Source organism: Chloroflexota bacterium (assembly GCA_035652535.1).
GTDB lineage: Bacteria > Chloroflexota > UBA6077 > UBA6077 > SHYK01 > DASRDP01.
Genome location: DASRDP010000124.1, coordinates 109612 through 133173, shown reverse-complemented (window position 1 = coordinate 133173; position 23562 = coordinate 109612). Strand labels below are relative to the sequence as shown.

General features: G+C 65.0%; 21 protein-coding genes. 13 read left to right on the top strand and 8 right to left on the bottom strand.

Annotated elements, in window-relative coordinates:
• Positions 1 to 267 (bottom strand): orotate phosphoribosyltransferase (locus VFC51_16080; GenBank protein ID HZT08541.1); only part of this gene is annotated, 267 nt, incomplete at its 3' end.
• 103 nt (positions 268 to 370) lie between these two features.
• Here VFC51_16080 and VFC51_16075 point away from each other — a divergent pair.
• Positions 371 to 754: a zinc ribbon domain-containing protein gene (locus VFC51_16075; protein ID HZT08540.1), complete on the top strand. Its 384-nt coding sequence runs from the start codon at positions 371 to 373 to the stop codon at positions 752 to 754.
• A gap of 33 nt (positions 755 to 787) precedes the next feature.
• Here VFC51_16075 and rpoD read toward each other — a convergent pair whose 3' ends face one another.
• Together rpoD and VFC51_16065 are read right to left on the bottom strand one after the other, a co-directional pair.
• Positions 788 to 1759, bottom strand: coding sequence for an RNA polymerase sigma factor RpoD (rpoD, locus tag VFC51_16070; protein HZT08539.1), 972 nt, complete (start codon positions 1757 to 1759; stop codon positions 788 to 790).
• 136 nt (positions 1760 to 1895) lie between these two features.
• Positions 1896 to 3245 carry a DUF1015 domain-containing protein gene (locus VFC51_16065; protein ID HZT08538.1) on the bottom strand — a complete coding sequence of 450 codons (1350 nt, stop codon included), beginning with the start codon at positions 3243 to 3245 and terminating at the stop codon, positions 1896 to 1898.
• A gap of 112 nt (positions 3246 to 3357) precedes the next feature.
• On the opposite strand from VFC51_16065, the gene VFC51_16060 reads away from it, so the two are divergent.
• Both VFC51_16060 and VFC51_16055 read left to right on the top strand, forming a co-directional pair.
• Positions 3358 to 3735: a LysM peptidoglycan-binding domain-containing protein gene (locus tag VFC51_16060; protein ID HZT08537.1), complete on the top strand. Its 378-nt coding sequence runs from the start codon at positions 3358 to 3360 to the stop codon at positions 3733 to 3735.
• Positions 3732 to 4283, top strand: coding sequence for a hypothetical protein (locus VFC51_16055; GenBank protein HZT08536.1), 552 nt, complete (start codon positions 3732 to 3734; stop codon positions 4281 to 4283). The genes VFC51_16060 and VFC51_16055 overlap by 4 nt, the downstream gene beginning before the upstream one ends.
• A 90-nt stretch (positions 4284 to 4373) precedes the next feature.
• On the opposite strand, the gene VFC51_16050 is transcribed toward VFC51_16055, so the two are convergent.
• Positions 4374 to 4946 carry an LOG family protein gene (locus tag VFC51_16050; GenBank protein HZT08535.1) on the bottom strand — a complete coding sequence of 191 codons (573 nt, stop codon included), beginning with the start codon at positions 4944 to 4946 and terminating at the stop codon, positions 4374 to 4376.
• 88 nt (positions 4947 to 5034) lie between these two features.
• Here VFC51_16050 and VFC51_16045 point away from each other — a divergent pair, with 88 nt between their 5' ends.
• From VFC51_16045 to ftsZ, 6 genes are all read left to right on the top strand, one after another.
• Positions 5035 to 6534 (top strand): cobalamin-dependent protein, encoded by a 1500-nt coding sequence (locus VFC51_16045; GenBank protein ID HZT08534.1) that lies wholly within the window; start codon positions 5035 to 5037, stop codon positions 6532 to 6534.
• A gap of 214 nt (positions 6535 to 6748) precedes the next feature.
• Positions 6749 to 7504, top strand: coding sequence for a methyltransferase domain-containing protein (locus tag VFC51_16040; GenBank protein ID HZT08533.1), 756 nt, complete (start codon positions 6749 to 6751; stop codon positions 7502 to 7504).
• 72 nt (positions 7505 to 7576) lie between these two features.
• A complete protein-coding gene (locus VFC51_16035) occupies positions 7577 to 8404 on the top strand; it encodes a Stp1/IreP family PP2C-type Ser/Thr phosphatase (protein ID HZT08532.1) in 828 nt (275 codons plus the stop codon).
• A gap of 69 nt (positions 8405 to 8473) precedes the next feature.
• Positions 8474 to 10792, top strand: a complete 2319-nt coding sequence (locus VFC51_16030; protein HZT08531.1) for an FHA domain-containing protein — start codon at positions 8474 to 8476, stop codon at positions 10790 to 10792.
• A gap of 158 nt (positions 10793 to 10950) precedes the next feature.
• Positions 10951 to 11712 (top strand): ParA family protein, encoded by a 762-nt coding sequence (locus VFC51_16025; protein ID HZT08530.1) that lies wholly within the window; start codon positions 10951 to 10953, stop codon positions 11710 to 11712.
• Positions 11713 to 11779: 67 nt separating this feature from the next.
• On the top strand, positions 11780 to 12874 hold the full coding sequence (ftsZ, locus tag VFC51_16020) for a cell division protein FtsZ (GenBank protein HZT08529.1): 1095 nt from the start codon (positions 11780 to 11782) through the stop codon (positions 12872 to 12874).
• A gap of 16 nt (positions 12875 to 12890) precedes the next feature.
• Here ftsZ and VFC51_16015 read toward each other — a convergent pair whose 3' ends face one another.
• Positions 12891 to 14000, bottom strand: a complete 1110-nt coding sequence (locus VFC51_16015) for an ATP-dependent 6-phosphofructokinase (protein ID HZT08528.1) — start codon at positions 13998 to 14000, stop codon at positions 12891 to 12893.
• A 247-nt stretch (positions 14001 to 14247) separates the two neighbouring features.
• Here VFC51_16015 and VFC51_16010 point away from each other — a divergent pair, with 247 nt between their 5' ends.
• Together VFC51_16010 and VFC51_16005 are read left to right on the top strand one after the other, a co-directional pair.
• A complete protein-coding gene (locus VFC51_16010) occupies positions 14248 to 15669 on the top strand; it encodes a class II fumarate hydratase (protein HZT08527.1) in 1422 nt (473 codons plus the stop codon).
• A 5-nt stretch (positions 15670 to 15674) separates the two neighbouring features.
• On the top strand, positions 15675 to 16637 hold the full coding sequence (locus tag VFC51_16005; GenBank protein ID HZT08526.1) for a TAXI family TRAP transporter solute-binding subunit: 963 nt from the start codon (positions 15675 to 15677) through the stop codon (positions 16635 to 16637).
• Positions 16638 to 16700: 63 nt separating this feature from the next.
• Here the strand turns inward: VFC51_16005 and VFC51_16000 are convergent, their stop codons facing one another.
• Complete coding sequence (locus tag VFC51_16000) at positions 16701 to 17825, bottom strand: cupin domain-containing protein (GenBank protein HZT08525.1); 1125 nt, start codon at positions 17823 to 17825, stop codon at positions 16701 to 16703.
• A gap of 35 nt (positions 17826 to 17860) precedes the next feature.
• The gene (locus tag VFC51_15995) at positions 17861 to 19549 is read right to left on the bottom strand and encodes an ethanolamine ammonia-lyase reactivating factor EutA (protein ID HZT08524.1); all 1689 of its coding nucleotides are present in this window, start codon (positions 19547 to 19549) and stop codon (positions 17861 to 17863) included.
• Positions 19550 to 19743: 194 nt separating this feature from the next.
• Here VFC51_15995 and ftsH point away from each other — a divergent pair, with 194 nt between their 5' ends.
• Both ftsH and VFC51_15985 read left to right on the top strand, forming a co-directional pair.
• Positions 19744 to 21738, top strand: coding sequence for an ATP-dependent zinc metalloprotease FtsH (gene ftsH, locus VFC51_15990; GenBank protein ID HZT08523.1), 1995 nt, complete (start codon positions 19744 to 19746; stop codon positions 21736 to 21738).
• A 124-nt stretch (positions 21739 to 21862) separates the two neighbouring features.
• Entirely contained in the window at positions 21863 to 22216 is a 354-nt protein-coding gene (locus VFC51_15985; GenBank protein HZT08522.1) for a cupin domain-containing protein, read from the top strand.
• Between the two features lie 93 nt (positions 22217 to 22309).
• Here the strand turns inward: VFC51_15985 and VFC51_15980 are convergent, their stop codons facing one another.
• Positions 22310 to 23401: an amidohydrolase family protein gene (locus VFC51_15980; protein HZT08521.1), complete on the bottom strand. Its 1092-nt coding sequence runs from the start codon at positions 23399 to 23401 to the stop codon at positions 22310 to 22312.
• Positions 23402 to 23562 lie beyond the last annotated feature (161 nt).

Here is a 23562-nt window from a genome sequence, read left to right as displayed (position 1 = left end):
GATGAGGAACGGCACGCCGGAAGCGAGCGAGGCGGCCGCTGCCAGCGCCACAGCCCCCAGCTCCGGCCCGGCGATGCGATCGGTGCCTGGCGGTAGGCGCTGCGCGATCATGTCGCCGACCGGGCGAAGAAGGTCAGGCTGCGTCTCGAACCGGTACTTATCGAAGTAATATTTGCTTCGTCGACCTGAGGCCAGAAGGAAATCACCCTTCAGGTATGCCGCGGCGACGAGCTGACGCGCCAATTCCTCTCGATCGATCGCGTGCACGAGGACCTCCGCAATGCTGTCTCTCAAGATCCCGCTGCGTACAGAGGGTACGAGATGGCTTTGGTATACTCGGCCCACATGGTTAGGCGCGAGGGAGCCTTCCGTGCCCATCTACGAATACCGCTGCCGCGGCTGCGGTCGCCGCGTCCAGCTTTTCTTCCGCTCGTTCTCCTCGGTCTCAACGGCAACCTGCCCCCACTGCCACTCTACGCAGCTCGATAGACTCCCGTCTCGTATCTCGCGCGTTCGGTCGGAGTCGTCCTACGAGGACTTCCTCTCCGATCCTTCGAATCTGGAAAATGTTGACTACGAGGATCCGCGGGCCGTCGCGACGTGGGCGAGGCGGATGGGAGAAGCGGCGGGCGTGGATATGGGTGATGACTACGAGGAGATGCTGGACCAGATGGAGCGCGGGGAAGACCCCGGCGACCTCGGGTTCGACGAGGGAAGCGCGGACGCCATGTCTGACTTCGACGACGACCTCTGAGCGCCGTTGAAGGGCGCAGCCACTCCGTGCGCCCTACGCGTCGGCCAAACCCTGGAGCTGCTTGCTGCGCGTGGGATGGCGAAGCTTGCGCAGCGCCTTCGCCTCGATCTGCCGAATCCGCTCCCGCGTGACTCCCAGCTCGGCCCCAATCTCGTCGAGCGTGTGCTGGCGTCCCGTGCCGAGGCCGTACCGGAGATCGAGGACCCTGCGCTCGCGCGGGGTCAGGGAATCTAGCACGTCCGCGACCTGCTCTCGCAAGAAGGCGCGGGCCCCGGCCTCCTCCAGCCCTTGCGCGTTGCGATCTTCGACGAAATCGCCCAGCAGCGTGTCCTGGTCGTCGCCGACCGGCGTTTCCAGGGAGATGGGCTGCGGGAGCATATTCAGGATCTCGCGCACACGGTCGGCGGGCAGCTCCGCCGCCTCGCCGATCTCCTCGTAGGTGGGCTCTCTGCCGAGCTGTTGCTGGAGCTGCGCGAGAGTGCGCGTCAGCCGATTGATCGTCTCGACCATGTGGACCGGAATTCGGATGGTGCGGGCATGGTCCGAGATCGCGCGCGTCACCGCCTGACGGATCCACCAAGTGGCGTAGGTGCTGAACTTGAACCCGCGCCGGTAGTCGAACTTCTCCACGGCCCGGAGAAGCCCGATATTGCCCTCCTGGATGAGATCCGCGAGCGGTAAGCCCCGGTTCATGTATCGCCGGGCCACGCTCACGACGAGGCGCAAGTTCGCCTCCACCAACGCGCGGCGTGCCGCCGCTCCGGCCAGCACCTCGCGATTGAGCCTCGACCATTCCTCGGCTTGAATCGCTTCATGCTGGGAGAGATATGCACGCGCGGCGTTGCCCGCCTCGATGGCGCGCGCCAGCTCGACCTCCTGCGCACCGTTCAGGAGGGCAACCCGACCGATTTCCTGGAGGTACAGCGGTACCGCTTCGCCGACCTGCTCGGTCGCCTCGTCGCGAGGCTCGTCAGCTATCGCAAGCGCTTCCTGGATGTCGGTCATCCTCTCCGGCGCCACCCCGGCGACCCCTCGAGTGTCCGGCGAGCAGGTGGCCCCTACGGAACGCTCGCCCTGCTGTCAGTGTACCGTAACAATCCGCGGCGACCAGCGCAGGCCTGCAACGCGTCTATAACAGTTCTTAACCAGGAAGCGGCCAGTCGATCCGGTCATCGCACCGAGCGATCACCAGACCGGAGGCGGGCTTGGGGTAGAAGTAGGTTGACTTCTCGGGCATCCGGTCCTCGGCGTCCGCGACAGCCATGACCTGTTCGACCGGCGTGGCCCGTACCAGGAACGCCAGCGCCGCCCCATCGGGGGCGCCGACGCGCTCGACGTCCGAGACCTCCCGCGAATAGGTGAGCAGCCCTCCAGCGAAGAGGGCCGCGCTCCCCATCGGGAACAGTTGATCGATGGCGAGCGCGTGGAGCGCTGCGAGATCAAGCTTGCGCCAGGCGGACGAATGCCCCCCCGCGACGTCGGCTGGCACCTCGGGCTGCCCCTTTAAGACCGCGATGGCGCTGACCCCGAGTGGCGGCGAGTAGACGCCAAAGGCGGGCCGCCCGGGCACGCGTTCAAGCTCCGCGAGGATCCCCTTTGGCCCGCCACCGGCGTCAACGACGTCGAACCGTCGCCCCAGATGGTCCAGCAGCCTCTCCCGGCTCACGCTCTGAATCGCCGCGGCGGATAGCAGCCGGTGCGTTCCAAACACGATGAGCCCTGGATCGGACGCCTCCACAAAGTAGGTGAGCGCGAAGCTCCACCCCGCCGAGTCCGATTCAGCGGGCGCGACAGCGGCTGCCTGATCGCGGAAGTGAAGCGCCGTTTCATACCGGTGGTGTCCGTCGGCGATGTAGACAGGCCCGCGCGTTAGGGCGTCGTGGATGCTCCGAAGGAGGTTCGGCTCGCGGACGGACCAGAGACGATGGCTCACGCCATCGTCGTCCACGGCTTGCACGGTCGGCGCGATTCCGTCCAGCGCCTGCCAGAGGCGGTCGGTCGCTCCATCCCGATCCCGGTAGAGACACCAGATCGGACTGAAGTTGGCCCGCGAGGCGCGGAGGAGCGCCAGCCGGTCGGCCTTTGGGCCCGCGTGCGTGTGCTCGTGCGGGCGGACTTCTCCCTTCTCCCACGGAGAGAGCCGAAGCGCCCCCAGGAACCCGCGCCGCACCGAAGTGGCTCCGTTGTGCGAAAAGCTGTGGGAATAGGCATACAGGGCCGGGCCGGCTTCGGGAACCAGGACCTCGTCGGCGAGCCAGCGCTCGAACCGCTCGGCCGCTCTCGCATAGCGGTCCGCCGTCTCGCCCTGGGGCGGCCCAGCGTCCTCCGACGGACCCTCCAACCGCACCATGTTGTACGGGCTTCGTTCCAGCAGGGCGGCCTGCTCGCTCGGCGAGATGATGTCGTAGGGAGGGCAGATCAAGGCTGAGAGGTCGGTCCCGAACCGGACGGCGTTGTAGCGTATGCCGCGAAATGGGCGCACGTCAGCCATGCAGCGAACCGTCCATACCCAGACAGTGTATACGGAGATGAGATCCGGAATCTGGGAGACCGCCCCGCCATCGGCGGCTATAATGTCGTCCGACGACCCACCGGAGAAGTTGATGCTTCGGCCGCATTGGGCGCTGTTCCTGGCCGTGGCGACCGTCATGTTGGCAGGATGCGTCACAGAGGAGCCACCCAGCGCCGCGACCGCGATTCCCAGCCTCCCGACGATCCCCCGACCCGCCCTCACCACCCCGAGCGCTGCACCCTCCCTCTCGCCGTCCCCGTCCGCCCTCCCGACAACCGAGACGTACACGGTGCGCGCCGGGGACACGCTGACCTCGATCGCCGCTCGCATTTACGGCGACGCATCCCAGTGGCGAGAAATCTATGAGGCCAACCGCGACCGGCTCTCGGGACCAGAAAGCCTGTCAACCGGAATGACCCTCAGGATCCCCGCCCTCCAACCGACGCCGCGGAGCACTGCGCAGCGGTGATCGGACGGCTCGGCTCCATGGCGCCCAGGCTCCTCGTCGCCCTTGCACTCATCGCGTGCGCCGCGGCGGAATCCGGGTGTGGCGCGCGCGCACGCGCCCAGAGCAGCCCGCAAATCATCCAGCCCACGCCCGATCGGACCATGGACGCCGTTGTCCGCGGCGTTGTGACCATTATCGTGCCCACGTCCTCCCCGCCCGCCCACGCGACGCCACCATCGATGGGAGTGAACCAGGTGCAGCTTGCCGTGCGCAGCACAGAAACCCCGGCCATGATCATTGCATCACCGGTCCACCTTCCCCCGGCGGCCCCTGCCGCGTCGAATACGGAAACCGCCGCCCCCACAAATACGGCCACGAACACCGTGGTGGCCACCGCGACGGCGAAAGAGACCAGCGCCGGGCTCAGCGTGACAAAAGCGGCGCCTCTTCAGGAGACGAAACCGACGCCGACGATCCTTGCGGTTCCAACGCCCGACGACCGGGCAGTGCCGCTCACCGCAGTCACAGGTGGATCACAGATTGCCACCACGCGGACGCCAAGTCGGTAGTTGGACAGGGCGCCGGCTTGCCGAGCCCGGACTCACACGGCTGGTCGCGGCTCAGAGGGGCGCGAGTCCCGATGGAGCCAGGGTCGGACGCTACCGCGTCAGGTCAGACATCGGTGCGAATGCGGCGTCGAGCAGCGTCACCGCCTCGTCGACACCGGCGGCTCGCCTCCAGCGAGCCGCCTCCCAAGGATGCATCGGAAGCCACGAGCGGATGCTCGTCAGCACTTGTTCCCACTCCGGTCCGACCACGATGATGGGCTTTTGCGCAAACTGCGGAATCTGGCCCAGGTTCCAGACGAGCGCCAACTCGAGCAAGGTGCCGATGCCCCCACGCAGAACGACGAAACCATCGCCGAAGGTTACCAGCCGTTCGAGTCGCGCAAAGAGTGTTTCGGCCACGATGTCCTGATCCAGCCAGACATTCGGAACAGCCGGGCGGTACGTGGCAATGCTCACGCCGATGGTCTGCCCGCCCGCCTCCTTGGCGCCCCACGCTGCGGCCTCCATGGTCCCCTCGTGGCCGCCGTTACAGACCGTCCAGCCTCGTTGCGCGAGAAGGGCGCCGAGTCGTTTTGCGGCCTCGTATTCCACGTCACCGCGCTGGGCTCGAGAGCTTCCAAAGATGGTGATCACGCGCCCAGCGACGCCGCGCTGCGAATCCATGGCTAACCTCAGGCCGTGGTATGCTATCGGGAATTGTTCCCGAGATCTCCTCGGTGTGAGTGAGTCAGGACACGGAGAGAGGGACCGAATGGTCGACATCGTTGCGCATCGCAATCTCGAGTCGGCGATCAGGCGCGTCCTCTTCGTCGAGCCCCAGAGCGGTTACTCCACCGGCTTCAACGATACCGTCCGCGTCGAGACCCTCGGTCCTGAATACCTCGCCGCCTCCGTGGCGGACGTCGTCGAGTGCGAGCTGGCCGATCTCCGAACGCCGGACGTCGACCTCACCGACCGCGTGCAACGCTTTCAGCCAGACCTTATCGCACTGAAGTGCGGCTACACCACCGACGTTCCGGTCGTGGCAGACCTTGCTCGACAGATTCGGGCCATGGACGCCACCCTTCCCATCATCGTCGGCGGCCACCACATCTCGCTTTCGCCAGAAGACCTCTACATCCCGGAAATCGACGCGATCGTGTACGGAGAAGCCGACGAGGTCTTTCCGGTCTTGATTCGCGAGCTCGGCGGAGAGCGGCGGCTCGACCGGATCCCCTACCTCCACTATCGTGACGAGGCCGGGGAATTCCGAAAAACAGTGCCCGAGATGCAGATAAGCAACCTCGTCCTGCACAACGATGCCTCAATGAACAACAGGCCGCTCGTGGCCCGTGAGCTGTGCGATCCCTATCGCGACCACTACTATTTTCTCTACTACCCGCGGCCCTACTCCATCGAGACCGCGCGCGGCTGCCGATATCGATGCTCCTTTTGCTCGGTCTGGCAGTTCCACCACGGTACCTATAAGGTAGAAGGTTGGGAGCGGACATTTCAGGAGATCGCCCGGATTCCCAACGGCTCGTACGTGAACATCGTCGACGATCTCGCCATCCAGGTGATGCCTCACGAGGATTATCGATCCTCGGACGCTTGGCATCTCGCAAACGCCCTCATCGAAAGTGGGAATCGACGACGGTTCTGGATGCAATGTCGAGCCGACAACATCGTGCGGAACAAGGAGCTGTACACGCGTTGGGCCGAGGCCGGGCTGGATATGATCCTCGTCGGCCTTGAGTCGGACGACCCGGCCGAGCTGAAGCGGGTGAACAAGGGCTCTCGCGTCAACGTGAACGAAGAGGCCATCACGTTCCTGCACAGCATCGGCGTCAAGCTCTGGGGCGCTCAGATCATATTCGCGGATTGGCTGCACGAAAAGTTTGATCACCTCACCGAATACAACAAGCGGCTCGGAATTGAGTGCCCGCAATTCACGATCCACACGCCGCTCCCAGGAACGGTGGACTGGCAAAAATACAAGGACCAGCTCATCACGCAGGACCGGCGCTACTTTGACTTCCTCCACCCAGTCCTCCCAACTGCGTTACCCATTCATCAGTTCATCGAGCGCTACGTGCAGCTCTACAAGGACTGCCACATGAGCCTCAGTGAGCTGACTCGAATGGTGCGCGAAGGTCTGGTCCCCCGCGCGGGAGTGACGTCGTTCATGCGGAAGTTCAAGCACCTTCTGGACCCGAAGACATACCAAAGCGCCATAGACCTCCACGAGCGCGTCGCGCAGGCGACCCCGTAAGCGACGCTGCGAGTCCCGCTCGCGCCAAGGTTCCCCGCGGATCCCGAAGGCGCCCGGAAGTCCGTGCGTGCGCGAATTGGCATGTTACGAATCGTGCGACGCGGGCGCTATTGCTCGGTTTCTGTTTTTGCGCCAGTCGGTTGTAGCCGCGCCGGATGTTTGATACCCTGTTGCAACATTCGATGAGGTTCAACGGGAGGCGGTGGCGCGCCGCATGTCAGCGATCACCCAGGAGAAGTTCATCACGCTCGGGCACCCGAGCTACGTCTGGCGACGCGGACAGGACAGGCGCCTCGATCTCATCCGAAAGTACGTTCCGCTGGAAAACCAACGCATCCTGGACGTTGGCTGCGGGATCGGGACGTACGTCCATCGATTTCGCGACTTTTCCGACGAGGTGTACGGCGTCGACATCGACGAGGAGAAAGTTCGGCAGGCGTCCGCGCGCTTGCCGAACATCTACCATGCCGCCGCGGAGCAGCTCCCCTTCGACGACGAGACCTTCGACGTGATCCTGCTGCACGAGGTCATCGAGCACGTGGCCAGCGACGCTGCGACGATTCGCGAGGCGGTTCGGTGCCTTCGGCCGGGCGGCGACCTGATTATCTTCGCCCCGAACCGGATGTATCCGTTCGAAACGCACGGCTTCTATCTCGGGAAACGCTTCATTTTTCGTCTCTGTCCGTTCGTGAACTACACGCCGGATGCCGTGCGAAACATCTTCTGCCACCATGTCCGCATCTACACGCGACGCGGAATCAAGCGGCTCTTCAGGGGACTGAACGTCGACTTTACCGTCTGCTCCCACATCTATCCGGGGTTCGATAACATAACGGAGCGACACCGTATACTCGGGCGTTGGCTGCAGGGGCTTGCCGACGTGGCAGAGCACACCGCGCTCCGAGCATTTGGGATCTCACATTTTGTCGTCGCTCGAAAGCGAATATCGGAGCACGCCCACGCTGGCTAGGCCATTCGTGGCGCAGGCTCACTGAAAGGCTTTGCTGGCCGACGTGCGTTGAGGCACGGGGAGAGTTAACCCATGCGATTAGACATCGGCCATCGAACAGACATCGGCCGCCGGCGAGACCACAACGAAGATTTCCTCGGTGTCTACCAGCCGGACATCGATGTTGAGACGGCCCATCGGGGATTGCTCTTCGTCGTCGCGGACGGAATGGGCGGGTATGCCGCCGGCGAGGTCGCGAGCCGTACCGCCGTGGAAGCGGTCAAACAAGCCTACTACGGCGACCTGTTCTCGGACCTCGAGGATGCGCTCACCCGGGCGCTGACCACCGCGAACGACATGGTCGTCCAGGAAGCGAACCGCGATGCGGAGCGCGCCGGCATGGGGACCACGATCGCGGTCGCGGTTCTTCGAGGAAACGAGTTGGTCGCCGCAAACGTCGGCGACAGCCGCGTGTACGTGATCCGAAAGAGCGAGATCCAGCAGCTCACGCACGACCACTCCTGGGTGGCGGAACTCCTTGCCGTGGGGAAGATTACCCCAGAAGAAGCGATGCGCCATCCAATGCGCAACGTCGTTACGCGGTCCCTCGGTGGTCGACCCCAGGTGGACGTCGAGGTCTATCCTCGATTCCGGGTCGAGCCCGGCGACGCGATTCTCGTCTGCTCGGACGGACTTTGGGGCATGGTGCCGGGGGAGAAGATCCTTCAGATTATTGACTCGCTCTCGGCGCAGGCGGCAGCCGATGCGCTCATCGCCGCGGCGAATGAAGCTGGCGGCGTTGACAACATCTCGGCTATTGTGTGCCGCGTGCTGGGCGATCCGACGGATAGCGACACCGACCGGACCGAAATGATCGACCCGCTCGAAATTCAGGACACTCAGCCCATTTCGCGCCCGTGATGTGCCGGAGTCCTCACGCATCCGCGCGACCGGCGAAGCCCAGCCCATGACATGCCAAGGAGGCCGTGAATGATCTGCCCGTTTTGTGGGACCGAGAGCGCAGCCGATGCCGCAACGTGTGCCAACTGCGGGCAGCCGCTCCTGGAAGTACAACTGACGTGGCAGACGGAGGGCGCGCCGCCGCAAACGATCCCCCTTCGGCGGACAATGACCATCGGCCGCGTGCCTGGCAATGACATCGTCATTAGCGACACGGCACTCTCGCGCCAGCACGCCCGGATTCAGGTGACCGCTGACGGCATCGCCGTCGTCGATCTCGGCAGCTTGAACGGGACCTTCGTCAACGGCGAGCGGATCTATGAAGAGCAGCAACTGCGGGAGGGAGACGAGATCCGCGTCGGCAGAACCGTGATGAGCGTCAGCCAGCAGCAGATCTCTGTCCCGATGGGCGAGGTTGGCGCAGAGGCCACGGTCGCCCTGGAAGGATTCCCGAGCGCCGCGGGCGGCCCCGAGGCAGAGGGCGGCGCAACCGTGCTGGTCGAGCCCGAGCCGGCGCCCACCGTATGGGTCGGCGAAGAGGAGGCCCGTGGGCCGGTCGCCCAGGAACCGTGGGCACCCGAAGAAGAACAAGCGCAGCTTGAGCCGGAGGAGGCGGCTTCGTCCGACGCGACCATGATCGGACAGGCCCAGGTGCCTCCCGAGCCGGTCGCCGAACCGGAATGGGTGGAGCCGGAAGTCGCCGGTTACCTCGTCTCAGCCGACGGGCGAACTCCCATCGCGCCATCCGTGACCATCGGCCGCGCGGAGGGCAACGACATCCGACTCGAGGGCGACCGCCTCGTCAGTCGCACCCACGCTCGCATTGAGGGCCGCGACGGCGGGGTGTGGCTGGAGGATCTCCAGAGCGCAAACGGGACGTTCTTGAACGGCGAGCAGGTGAAGCAGCCCGTGCTCCTCGCCGACGGTGACGAAATTCGCATCGGGAGCAGCGTCTTCCGGTTCGAGACTCCTATTCCCGCGGCCATGCCCGAAGAAATTGGCGAGGCCTCGGCGACTCAACTTATCCCGGAAGAGATCGAGCCCGCCGGGGTCCGCGGCGGCACCGACGCCCTGCGCGCCGTAGAGCCCGGACAGGCGCTGCCGGGACAAGCAGCGGAGGAACTCGTGCGCGCGCACCCGGAGGTTGCCGCCGGAGCGCCTACCCGAACGGGCCCCGCGGTCACAGACCCTTCCGATCAATTCCATCTGGTCGTCAACTTCGGGCCAGAGACGGGCAGCATCTTCCCTCTGGTGAAGGACGTGACTGTCATCGGTCGAGCCGCAGACGATGCGGACTACGACATTCAGCTCAACGACCGCGCGGTGTCGCGGCCGCATGCGAAGGTCGTGAAGGAGCTGGACGGCTTTTCGATTCACGATCTCGACAGCGCCAACGGCACGTGGGTCAATTACACCGAGGAGATCTCGGCGCCCCGCATGCTGGCTGACGGTGATGTGATCAAGGTGGGAAAGACGACGCTGGTCTACCGAGTCCCCGCGTCGTCACGGCCTGCCCAAGGCGAAATCGTACTCGACCCCACGGCGGGACAAATCGTGACCGTCTTTTCGCTGAAGGGCGGCGTGGGCACCACCACCATCGCCGTGAACCTCGCCGTCGCGTTCCGCCAGGTTGCTCAGCAGAGCGTGTTGATCATCGACCTCAGCACGGAGCGCGGGGCCGTAGGCGTCCACATGAACCTCAGTCCAAAGCTCACGCTCGCCGACCTGCCGGCCGACCCGTCGACGATCGATTGGGACGTCATCCAGAGCGTCATCATCCATCACGACAGCGGAATCGACGTCCTTCCTGCCCCACCATCGCCACAGACGGCGGAGCTGGTGAGCGCTGCGGCCGTAAGCGCGATCCTGCCGCAAGTTCGGGCGCGCTACAAGTGGGTCATTGTCGACACAAACCCGACGTTCTCGGAGTTGAATCTCGGCGTATTCGACCAAAGCGACCTGATCCTGCTCCCCCTGGCGCCCGACATGACGACCGTCAAGGTGATGCAGTCGACCCTCGACGTCTTCGCAGCGCTGCAAACCCCGGCCGAGCGGCGGGTGCTGGTGCTCAATCAGATCCACCCACGTGCCCGCATCGGTCAGACCGAGCTCGAACAGCACCTCGGCGAGCGCATAGGCCTCACGCTTCCATACGCCGAGGACGCGGTCCTCGATTCCATCGATCGCGGAGTGCCCCTCGCCTTGACGCATCCCGACCATCCCACCATTCAGGCGATCCAGGCCTTCGCCGCCAAACTTGCGCAGGTCAAGGTGGAAGCAGCCGCCAAACCCAAGCGCGGCGGTTTTGGGCAATGGGTCCAAGGACTCATCGGCCCCCGACACCATTGATTCAAAACAACGGGAACGGAACACATAGCCGGCAGCCAATGATTGCTCTCAGCCGACATCACAAAACCATTACAGTTCCTGCTATGCTCGGGTTTTGCACTATCGTGCGCACGACTCGCGGCCTAACATCCTGAGTCCCGATGCGCATGGACCTGCGGATGACAACGGTTATTGCCATTGCGAACCAAAAAGGCGGTGTGGGGAAAACCACCACAACGGCCAATCTGGGCGCATCTCTCGCCCAGCTCGGGCAGCGCGTGCTCCTGGTGGACCTCGACCCCCAGGGCAATCTGACGGCTGCCTTCGGTTTGAATCGGCAAGTCGAGGAAACCGTCGCCCAGGCCCTACTGGATCGGGCGTGCCGGATGCCCATCCTCGAGGCCATCAACCATGCGCCCGGGTCCATCTCCGTCGTCCCGGCCTCGATCCCCCTCGCGGCGGCGGAGGCGGCCCTGATGACCAAGCTGGGTCGCGAGCTGCGACTTCGCGATCAAATCCTCACCGTTTCCGACCGCTACGACTTCGTACTCATCGATACGCCGCCATCGCTGGGATTGCTGACAATCAACGCGCTCGTCGCGGCCACGCGCGTTATCATCCCGACCGAGGCGCGCTACTTCTCCCTTCAAGGTCTGCAGATGCTCGAGGAGAGCATCCAGGAGATCCTGTATTTGAACGCTTCGCTCAAAGTCCTCGGGATTCTGTTGAGTAAGCTCGATCGGCGGCTTCGAGAGGAACGTGCCGTCTCGAACTACCTGCGGGAGCGCTGGGGCGACCTCGTATTCGCCACCGAGATCGGGACCAACAGCAAGATCCTAGAAGCGGGATCGGCGGGAACTTCCGTCTTCTGCTACGGAGGCGCCGAACGGGCCGCCGAATCATACGTGCAACTTGCTCAAGAGGTGATGAATCGTGTCTAAGATTTCCTCGGGGTTCGATCCGGAGCGGCTGTTTCAGACAGCTCGCGGTGAACCCGTTGTCGAGCGAATTCTCGACGATCAGGCTGGGGGCGGAGCCAAAGGCTTCACCGAAGTGAAAATCATCGGGGTTGGCGGCGGCGGCAACAACGCGGTCAACCGGATGATCGACGCGTCGGTGCAGGGCGTCGACTTCGTTGCACTGAACACCGACGCGCAAGCGCTGGGGATCTCGAGCGCACGCTGCAAGATGGTCATGGGCCAAAAGCTCACCAAGGGGCTCGGGGCCGGTGGCGACCCGGGAGTCGGTGAAAAGGCGGCCCAGGCAAGTGAAGACGAAATCCGCGACGTGATCAAAGGCGCGGACATGGTGTTCATCACGGCCGGCATGGGCGGAGGAACCGGGACCGGCGCCGCCCCGGTCGTCGCGGAGATCGCGCGGGACGAGCGCGCCCTCACCGTCGGCATCGTGACCATCCCCTTCACCTTCGAGGGGTCCCGCAGAGCGCGCGTGGCCGACAAGGGCGTGGAGCTGCTGCGCGATCGCGTCGATGCCCTCATCGTGATCCCCAACGATCGCCTTCTCGCGCTGGGCGACCGAAATCTTCCGGTCGTTGAAGCGTTCCGACTCGCCGACGACGTGCTGCGCCAGGGCGTGCAGGGGATCTCAGACCTCGTCACGCAGACCGGTCTGATCAATCTCGACTTCGCCGACGTGAAATCGGTCATGTCTGGCGCGGGAACCGCGATGATGGCAATCGGCGAGGGGACCGGCGACAATCGCGCGCTTCAGGCCGCGCAGGCGGCCATCAGCAGCCCCCTGCTCGATGCATCGATCGAAGGCGCGCACGGGATCCTCATGAACATCACTGGTGGCTCCGACCTCACCCTGATGGAGGTCAACGAGGCCGCGCAGGCAGTTCAGGATCTGGTCGACAAGGACGCCAACATCATCTTTGGCACGGTGATCGTGCCCAATGCGAAGTCGGAAGTGAAAATCACCTTGATCGCGACCGGCCTGCAGCCCGGGTCCCGCACGGTTCGACCGCGCAGCACGTTCGGGGCGCCCACCATCCCCCCGCCTCCGGTCCACCCCGCGTCCAGCCCGCGATTTGATCGCCCGGACGATATCGACCTTCCGTCGTTCATGCGCCGGCGCCGGTAGATCCCGCTCGATTCGGTCAGTCGCAGAACCAGATGCCGAGAGCCCGGGCCGTTCGGATGTGCTCGCCGTCCGGTGGCACGGTTTTCAGCATGCCGAGCGCATCCGCGAGTGGAACGCTGTCGACGGTCGACCCGTGGTACGCCACCATTCGCCCGATCGCGCCATCGCCGAGCAGGCGAACCGCGGCGACGCCAAAGCGGGTCGCCAGAACGCGGTCGAATGGACTCGGGCTTCCGCCGCGCTGCAGGTGCCCCAACACCGTGACGCGAACCTCTTGCTCGAGCCGCTTCCCGAGCTGCTCTCCAAGCCAGTTCCCCATGCCGGCAAACCGCGCCCCGGCTCCGGTGGTCTCGCCCACGCGCATTTGACCGCCGTCTGCGCTGGCTGCGCCCTCGGCCACGACGATAATGCTGAACTTGCTCCCGCTGTGCTGACGAGCCACGATGGCGTCGACGATCCGATCCACACGGAAAGGAATCTCCGGGATCAGGATCACATCTGCGCCGCCGGCGATGCCGGATTCAATGGCGATCCAGCCTGCGTTGCGCCCCATGACCTCGAGGATCATCGTCCGATGGTGGCTCTCCGCGGTCGTATGCAGCCGATCGATCGCATCGGTCGCCGTCGCCACCGCGGTATCAAACCCGAAGGTCACGTCCGTCCCCGATAGGTCGTTGTCGATCGTCTTCGGAATGCCCACCACGCGAACGCCAAGCTTCATCAGGTCCTGCGCGATGGCGAGCGTTCCATCACCCCCGATGACCACCAGCGCGTCGATGCCCAGCTCGCGCAGATTCGTGAGGACCCGATCGGAGACGTCGACGGGGTCGGAGCCCGGGCGCATGACGTATGAGAACGGGTTCCCACGGTTCGTCGTCCCGAGGATGGTCCCGCCCCTGGGCAGGATTCCCCGAACCTCGGCGGGTGTCAGCAGATGGGAGCGCTCGGGGAAGATGAGCCCGTCGAACCCATCCTCTATTCCGACAACTTCCCAGCCATACAGGTTGTTCGCGCTCTTGACGACAGCGCGCACGACGGCGTTCAACCCTGGGCAGTCGCCGCCGCCTGTCAGCACACCGATTCGACGGATCTTGCCCGGAAATCGGTCCGTGTCAATCGAGCTCATGGTCACGGCCCCAACTTTGCGTCTAACTCGTCTTCACCGTCACCTTCCACGGCCGAGGACGGCCACGACGGCAAGCACGACATCTGCCTGGGTCGACCACGACTCAGCGTACCAAAATTCATCGCGCAGCGAAGGCCCGTGCGCGGTCCCGAAGATGCGCATCCACCGCGCACCCGGTGCCGTCGGCCCAGCCTTTCGCGCTATCATCCCTTGGGCACACCCAACATGGGACACGGAGGAGATCGCTGTGCAAACTCAGCAGCGAACGCGCACAGAGCGCGACTCGATGGGCGAGATGCAGGTACCCGCCGATGCGCTCTGGGGCGCATCCACACAGCGCGCGGTCCTCAACTTCCCGATCAGCAAGCTCCGCTTCAATCGCCGCTTCATCAGGGCGCTCGGGCAGATCAAGCTCGCGGCCGCCGAAGTGAATCGCGACCTTGGGCTGCTGGACGGGCAGCACGCGGACGCCATCATCGCGGCGGCTCGGGAGGTCATCGACGGCAAGTGGGACGACCACTTCGTCATCGACATCTTTCAGACGGGATCCGGCACGTCTACGAACATGAACGCCAATGAGGTGATCGCCAACCTCGCGATCGAGCGGTTGGGCGGGGAGCGCGGAGCGCGCGGCCTGGTGCATCCCAACGACCACGTGAACATCGGTCAATCATCCAACGATGTGATCCCAACCGCCATCCAGCTCGCCGTGCTGACGGGGATTCAGGACGAGCTGATTCCCGCGTGTGAAGAGCTTCGCGACGCGCTCATGGACAAGTCGCGCGAGTTCTGGCCCATCATCAAGACCGGCCGCACCCACCTCCAGGACGCGACCCCGATACGTCTGGGGCAGGAGTTCCTTGGGTTCGCCGGACAGATGGACCACGGCATTCGCCGGCTCCGGTATGCCCAGCAGGAGTTGGGAGATGTACCCCTCGGCGGCACCGCCGTGGGGACCGGCGTGAACTGCCACCCGGAGTTCGCCAAGCGCGTCTGCGACAAGCTCTCGCAGATGAACGGCGTCAAGGTTTGGGAGACCGACAACCATTTTCAGGCCCAGAACACCCTCGACGCGGTGGTGGCGGCGAGTGGGATGATCCGCACCCTGGCCGTCAGCATCTTCAAAATCTGCAACGACATCCGGTGGATGGCTTCGGGACCGCGCGCCGGGATCTTCGAGCTGCTGCTCCCGGAGGTGCAACCCGGCTCGTCGATCATGCCGGGCAAGGTAAACCCGGTCATCCCAGAGTCCCTGGTCCAGGTCGCCGCCCAGGTGCTGGGCAATGACACGACGGTCGTCCTCGGCGGCATCTCCGGAAACTTTGAGCTGAACGTGATGATGCCCGTCACGGCTCACAACGTCACCGAGTCCGTCGAGCTACTGGCTTCTGGTATTCGGAACTTCACGGCGCAGTGCATTCGCGGAATCCAGGCCACGGAGAATGGGCCGGCCATGGTGGAGAAGGGCCTCGCCATCTGCACGGCGCTGGCGCCCGTCATCGGTTACGACGCGGCCGCGAAGATCGCAAAGGAGGCGTTCGCGTCTGGGCGCACGATACGCGAGGTCGCTCGCGAAAAGACCGACCTGTCGGACGCGGACCTCGAGCGGATCCTGAACCCCGAGGACATGACGAAGCCCGGGCTCGAGGGCCCCGGCGGGGGAGGATGACCGACATGTTGCCCGAGCGAGGGGGCGCGTCGACCACACGCGCCAGGCTGCTCACGGAGATCGCGCTGGGAATGTCGGCCGAGCGCGGGGCGACCCGCCCATACCGAGACGTCCAGATCTCTCTCGGCGTCGTCAACGATGGGGCCTTCAATCGGGCGCTGTCCTTCGCGGCGGGACCGCCCGACGTCGCATTCGCGGTGGCGCGGCGCGACCTCGACCTCGCGGCGCTCAATCCCTCCCCGTTTCTCACCATGGCGTATCGGGGAACGGGCCCGTTCCCCCAGCCGCTCCCGCTCCGCGCGCTCGCCATCATGCCCTCCTGGGACCGAATGGCCTTCGCGGTGGCCGAGCGCACGGGCATTACGTCGTTCGACCAGATTCGCGAGCGCAAGCCGCCCCTCCGCATCTCTCTCCGCGAGAATCCGGCGCACGCGACGCGATTCGTGATCGACCAGGTCCTCTCGGCGGCGGGCATCTCCCTTCGCGATATCGAGGCCTGGGGCGGTCGGCTGGAATACACCAACACGCCGAGCGAGGCGTCGCGGATGGATGGCGTTCGCAGCGGCACGCTGGACGCGGTGTTCGACGAGGGCATCAAGGGTTGGGGAAACGTCGCGCTCGAGCACGGGATGCGCTTCCTCGCCCTCGATCCCGCGACGCAGCACCATCTGGAAACGCTCGGCTGGCCCCTCGGCCCGACTCCAAGGGCGATGTTTCCCAGGATTGCGGACGAGCTATTGGCCCCAACGTTCAGCGGGTGGCCGCTGCTCGTGCACGCGGACTTGCCCGATGACGTCGCCTATGCCATGTGTCGCGCGCTCGACGCGGCTCGTGGCAGCATCCAGTGGGACATCGACGGGCCCGTCGAGATGCGCGATCTGGCCGGCGGCACCGACGCGGCGCCGCGCGACGTCCCGCTCCATCCGGGCGCGGAGCGCTACTACCGGGAGATCGGCGCGCTCTCATAGCAGAGGCGCCCCCCGGGGGCGCCTCGCGATGCTCTCCCATGCGATTGTCCAGCGGTCAGGATCCTATGCCGGGATCGCGCTCTCGTCCTCCGCTGTGCAGAAGGGCGAAAGGTGCCGCATGCGGCACGTCGCTCCATGCTGGTGCAGCGCCTCCTCGAAGATCCGATGAATCTCGGGGTTCTCATCGGGATATTCGATCTGGCCGCCTCCCTCGCGCTCGCTCACGTCGGCGAAGGTGTTCTGGCGATTGTTCGTCCCGCCGCGGCCGCCGCCCGTCATGGCGAGGTACCTGGCTGGGGTCGGGCCGACGTTGAAGTGCTGATGGTACCAGCCGCTGGGGGAGATCAGCAGGCTATTCCGCTTCCAATCCAGGCGCTTGAACTCGTTGTCTCCCGGGCCCCAGACGAGGGTGAAGCCGACGCCCTCGAGGATCATCAAGAACGATCCGCCACCGGGGTCGCTCCCCCGGACCGTCGGGTCGACGTGTCCTTTCTTGTAGGTGCCGACAGGAAATTGCGAGATGTGCGTGTGGATGCGGGACTCGGCCATCTCCAGCATGATGTTCAGCCCGCCTGCGCCGCGCTCCTTCCACTCGTATAGCTTGATTCCTCGCGCATCCGGCACGAAATTGGTCTTCCACACCCGAAATGACTTGCCGGGCACGCTCTCCAGCGTTCCCTCCCCACTGAAATAGCCGGCCTCGCCCGAAAAGCGATCGTCGAACACGAAGGGGTTGTCGAAGACGAACCGCTCATTTCGGAACCGGTTCATCACCGTGGGCGCATCATGGTACGCGAGAAAGCGCGCGGGAGCATCGCTCGTGTTGAAGTGCTGGTGCCGAGCGTTCAAGGGGATGGCCAGGAAGCTCCCTTCCTGCCATTCGATGAGCTGCTTTGGTCGATCCTCGACCCAAACCGTCGTCGCACCGCGCCCACTGACCACGTAGACGTACTCGTCGAACAGGTGTGACTGGGGTTTCAGGGATCCCCCCGGCTCGATCTCACATAGGTAGGCGCTGGTCTGCGAGCTTGGCCGCGTGCCGAGATTCAGGAATGCCCCTTTGCCGCCCATACGATCCCACGGCGCCAGCTCGACCTCGTTGAGATCGTCGATGATGAGGCCGGTGATGATGGGAATCTCTTCCCCAAGCTGCCACTCGTAGAAAGGCTCGATCGGTCCGGAAGCCATGTCTCCTCCTAACGCCGCGAGTGCGTCTTGGCTATTCAACGTGACGGGATACTTTCGCGTCCAGCAAACAGCAGCGACTTGATCACCACGGGGACTACGTTGCTCGCCTCCACGACCTCTCCGATGTCCACGAAGTCGAACTCCTTCAAGTCCATTCCGTCAATCGAGATCACGTCGCAGGCGACGTCAAGATCGCGCCGCAGGATCTCCCCCAGGGTCCGACCAACGTCGCGATCGAACAAGAGGACCAGGGGCAATCGCTGTTCGAGGAACGGAGCCATCGCGCCTGCGATTCCCTGCGCCAGAACGCGAAGGCGACGGTACAGCGGGTCACCGGGCCAGCGGAGCCCGAGCGCAACCGCGGCATCGGCGACGTCCATGCGCCGGAGGGCGGCGTCGATGGCGCGAGAGACATGCTCGGGGGTGATCTCTTGGGACAGATCGATTCGCGGATACACGACCGGGAGGTTGCGCAGCGGGAGCACGGACCGGTTGGACACCGAAATCGTGCTCCCGCTGAGCTGCACGGTGAACTGGGACGCTCCAATCACCGTTGCGCGAATTCCCTCGCCCGGATCTGCCAGCCGGTGTGGGATCCGACCGACCCCCAGAGCGGCCGCAAGCTCATGGCCCAGCGCGGCACCCAGGTCCTGGTACGCGGCGCGCTCGCGCCCGTAGACGTACTCTGATACGCCGCCGGAGAACGAGATTGAATCAATGGGCTCCCGAAGGACGATAGGGTCTGTAACGAACAGTCGCGCCGTCTCGTCGGCGATCTCCTCGCCGTTGACGATCCGCACCAGCGCGTCGACCCAGTACCGGACGAGGCGCATCCTGGCGTCAGGCGAGACTGGCTCGCCGAGCGCGATCTGTAGTCCCGCGGCCTCCGCCGCGAATCGCCCTGGCTCTTCGAGCCGCGTCACACGGCCAGCGTCATCGAGCGCGACGAGGCGCCCGCCGATGGCGATAGCCGCCGTGGAGACGATCTCGCCGTCCCTGATCAGCGCGAATTTGGACGTGCCGCCGCCAATGTCAACGTTCAGAACCGTCGAACGGTTGCGCCGCGAGATCGCTACCGCGCCCGACCCATGCGCCGCGAGCGATGCCTCCATGTGGTGCCCGGCGAGCGCACACACGAATTTTCCGGACTCGGCGGCGAACAGGTGAGCGATCGCCTCGGCGTTCTTCCGCTTGAGCGCCTCGCCCGTCAGGATAACGGCGCCGCTGTCGATCGCGTCTCGCCGGATCCCCGCGTCGCGGTATGCGCGCTCGATGAACGCCTCGAGCGCATCCGTGTCGATCGTGTCGTCCGCCCGGTACGGCGTGATCTCGATCGCGGACCGCCAGAGCACCTCGCGGCGCACGACGACGAATCGGCTCGAGAGGGCATCGGAGAGCCGGCGCAGGTGAACCTCGGCAAACATCAGGTGGGACGTCGACGATCCGATGTCGACGCCCACAGTTCGAAGCTCGACGTTTTCGAGTCGCCAAAGCCGCTCGGCAAGCTCCTGCTGCTCTTCCGGCGAGAGGTCTTCGCCGTGGTGGTCGTGGAATTCGTCCTCGTCGTGCCAGTGGTCGTGCGCATGGCCGTGGGCATGGATGTGTGCCGCCGACTCATGCGCGTGGCTGTGGACCGACGGCCCGTGCGTTGCGCGCGGGCTGCCGTCGCCGTCGTCATGCGCGTGGGAGAACGAATCGTGGGGGTGATCGTGGGTGCGGCTCATCTCGGGCTCCCTCGCGGGATACCTATTTGGCGGAAGTTGCCGATCTCGGGGGGCTGGCGTATCTCGCGACCGCCAGCATACCACGCGAGCGGCGATCACGATGAGACGTCTCGGCACCCCATCGATTAGTATCGAGGCAGGAACGGCGGCGCGAGCGTGGTTGCGCCCGCGTACCGCCTGCGAGGTAGTCAAGGATGGACGCAAGCCCGCCCGCGAGCAACAAAAAGAACGGCCCGTCGACCAATGAGCGCTCGAAGCAGCCACGGCCCCCGCGTCCTTTCCTCCCCCTTTGGCTCTGGTGGATCCTCCTCCTCGTCACCTTGCTGTGGAACGGATACGAGTTCTTCGTCCCTAAGTCGGCGCCCCAGGTCGCGCTGACCTATACCGAGTTCATCGGCCAGGTTCGAGCGGGTCAAGTGGCGTCGGTCACTATTTCCGGCCAGAACGTTGATGGCATGTTCAAGCAACCCATCGCGTGGCCGCCCCAGCAGCCCGCTCCGCAGAGCCAGGCGACTGCCCAACCCACGGCAGCTAGCCAGCAGACATACGCGCGATTCACAACGGTGTTGCCACCCATCGAGGACCAGCGTCTGCTTCCGCTCCTCGACCAGCAGGGCGTATCGGTGTCCGCGAAGGACACCAGCGGCGGCTCGTGGTTGCTGGAGCTGGCGGTGAACTTCCTGCCCATGCTCCTCTTTGTCGGGCTGCTGTTCATGATGGGGCGGCAGGCCCAACGTGGTCAGCAATCGCTCTTCGGGTTCGGCGCCAGCCGAGCCCGCAAGTACAGTAGCGAGCGCCCCAAGGTTACGTTCGCCGACGTGGCCGGAGCCGAAGAAGCCAAGGCGGAGCTGCAGGAGATCGTCAGCTTTTTGAAGGAACCCCAGCGGTACCAGGCGTTGGGCGCTCGCCTGCCTCGCGGAGTCCTCTTGGTCGGCCCTCCGGGAACCGGCAAGACGCTCCTGGCACGCGCCATCGCGGGCGAGGCGGCGGTGCCCTTTTTCAGCATCTCGGCCTCGGAGTTCGTCGAGATGTTCGTGGGCGTGGGCGCAAGTCGGGTGCGCGACCTATTCACGCGAGCCAAGCGGGAGGCCCCATCGATCGTCTTCGTCGACGAGATCGACGCCGTGGGCCGCCAGCGCGGCGCTGGTCTCGGCGGCGGCAACGATGAGCGCGAGCAGACGCTGAACCAGCTTCTCGTCGAGATGGACGGATTCGACGACCAGACGCACGTGATCGTGCTTGCCGCGACCAACCGGCCGGACGTGCTCGACCCGGCCCTGCTACGTCCCGGGCGATTCGATCGCCAGGTGACGCTCGGACTGCCGGATCGCGCCGGGCGCGAGGCGATTCTCGGCATTCATACCCGCCACCTGCCCCTCGCGCCGGACGTTGCTTTGGCGAACCTTGCGCGCCGCACGCCGGGATTCTCCGGCGCCGACCTGGCGAACCTCGCCAACGAGGCCGCGCTCCAGGCGGCGCGGCGGAACGCGCGCGAGGTTGGGATGCGCGACTTCGACGAGGCCATGGACAAGATCGTGCTCGGGACGCGACAGGCGATCCCGCTGAGTGAGGATGAGCGGCGGCTGGTCGCGTATCACGAGAGCGGCCACGCCCTGGTCGCCAAGCTGACGCCTGGCGCTGACCCCGTCAACAAGGTCACGATCATTCCCCACGGCCGGGCGCTGGGCGCTACCGAGCAACTCCCGGAGGAGGAGCGACACAATTATCCGCGGGAATATCTCCTGGGGCGGATCGCGGTCATGTTGGGCGGCCGCGCTGCCGAGGAATTCGTCTTCAACCAGCCGACCACCGGCGCGGAGAACGACTTGAAGCAGGCGACCGCCCTCGCGCGGCGCATGGTCGGCGTGTGGGGCATGAGCCGCGAAGTGGGCCCAGTCTCCTACGGTCTCGGCGAGACGCACCCGTTTCTCGGACGCGAGATCGGCCAACCTCGCGAATATGCGGAGGCGACGGCCGAGGCCCTCGACCGCTCGGTGCGCGCCATCATCGACGAGGCGTACGCGAACGCCCGTCACACGCTCGAATCCCATCGTGGTGTGTTGGATGCGCTGGCCGCGGCCCTCATCGCCCACGAGACGGTGGAAGGCCAGCAGATCGACGCGATCCTGCGAGAATGGGACGCCGCGCCGCCATCCACTGATCGCGTAACGACGGTTCCTGCGGCATAGCGATCACGGATCTCGGTGGCGCCCACCTCGGGGTACACTTTCCTCGACCTGAGCGGACACGGAAAGCGTCTCGCGCATCGCGCGCCGCGAGAACGTGCGCTGTCAGGACGAAAGGAGAGGTACCGTGAGACGTATCCGGCCGTCCGAGGTGAAACCGCAGCAGGACTCCGCGCCGATCTTCGTCGGCGACGTCACGCGCCAGCCGCTCTTGAGCGACAGCCAGGACTTCACTCTCACCGTCATCAACTTCGAGATCGGCTCGCGAAACAGGTGGCACGTGCACTCCGGCGACCAGGTCCTTTTCGTCACCTACGGCGCGGGATACGTGGCCGACGAGCGACAACAGATCGAGATCCACGCAGGCGACGTCGTGCATGTGATGGCTGGTGAGAAGCACTGGCACGGCGCGACGGAGCACTCGGCCATGTCGCACATCTCGCTTACGCGGGCCGGCACCACCACCACGATCGTCGAGTGACGCGCCAGCCCACCCTCCCTGGCTTAGCGAGGGCTCGGGTGGTGCCCTCCCCGGCCGCGGCCTGGGAGGGAGGAGGGGTGCGGCCGCTGGCGATCAGTCGAGCCCGTAGAGGCGCGCGCAATTGTCCCACATGATCTTCTGCTTCGCCGCGCGACTGACTCCCTCGAGACTCACGAAGTGACGACCTGCCTCCGGGAACTCCGAGTCAAAGTGCGGAAAATCCGATGACACAACCAAGTTGTCGTCGCCGATGGTGGCGATGACGCCCGGTAGCGTCCACTCGCTCACCTCGACCGAGCAGAAGCACTGCCGGCGCCAATATTCGACGGGCCGCAGCCGCACGTTCTCATCGATCCCGGGGTGGCGGCTCCGGAACTTTTCGCACTCCTCCTCGAGTCGAAACAGCCAGTACGGCACCCACGACGCGCCGCACTCGAGAAAAGCGACCCGCAGCCGAGGATGGCGTTCGAGAACGCCGCCCACCAGCAGCTCCATGAAGGTGCACATGTGCCCAACTGGCCGAGCGGAAGCGTGGACGAACAGATGTGTGGGCCGATCCCCGTAGCGGGCCTCCATCTGGCGTGGAATGCCGTTGTGAAAGTCCACCGCCAAACCGACCTCTTCCGCAGCGGCCCAGATCGGCTCGTACACCGGATCGTCGAACGGCGCGCCGTCAGGTCGCGGGTCCAGCAGGATGCTGACGGCCCCGAGCTCCTGTCGCGCCCGGCGAATCTCCTTCGCTGCGGCGACCGCGTCGCCCGTGGCGATGACCGCGTTCAGTTTCAGGCGCGAGGGGTCGAAGGCGCAGAATTCATGCAGCCAATCGTTGAAGGCGCGGCGCACGGCCATCGCCGCGTCAGGATCAGCCGTGCGTGGAGACGAGAGCGCTATCGTCGGAAAGAGAATCGCCGCGTCGATCCCCTCTCGATCCATGGCCCGAAGCTGCCCGGCCGCATCGATGGAGACGCCGTCCGGACCAAGGTAATCGTCGAAGAGATGGACCCGCGTTTGCCGAATCTCACGGATGTTGGCGGCCGGACCATGGGTGAGGGGATTGTAGCCCTCCGGTACGCCCGTGAGCGCCTCGATGTCGCCACGGAAGCGCGGATCGACGTATCGATGCCACAGGTTCCATGGCTCCGCCATGTGCATGTCGCAGTCCAACCACCGGAGGCCGTCGTTCATAGACTCGCGCTCCTCATACGCCAGATGGTCCGACGCTCTGTGATCATCGATGGCCAGTTTATGGAGCCAATGAGAATCACGCAACTGGCCGCCAATAAGCGTATCATCGGGTGGCCATCGGAACGTACCAGCATGCAATGCAGCTCAGCTCGTGACAGCGA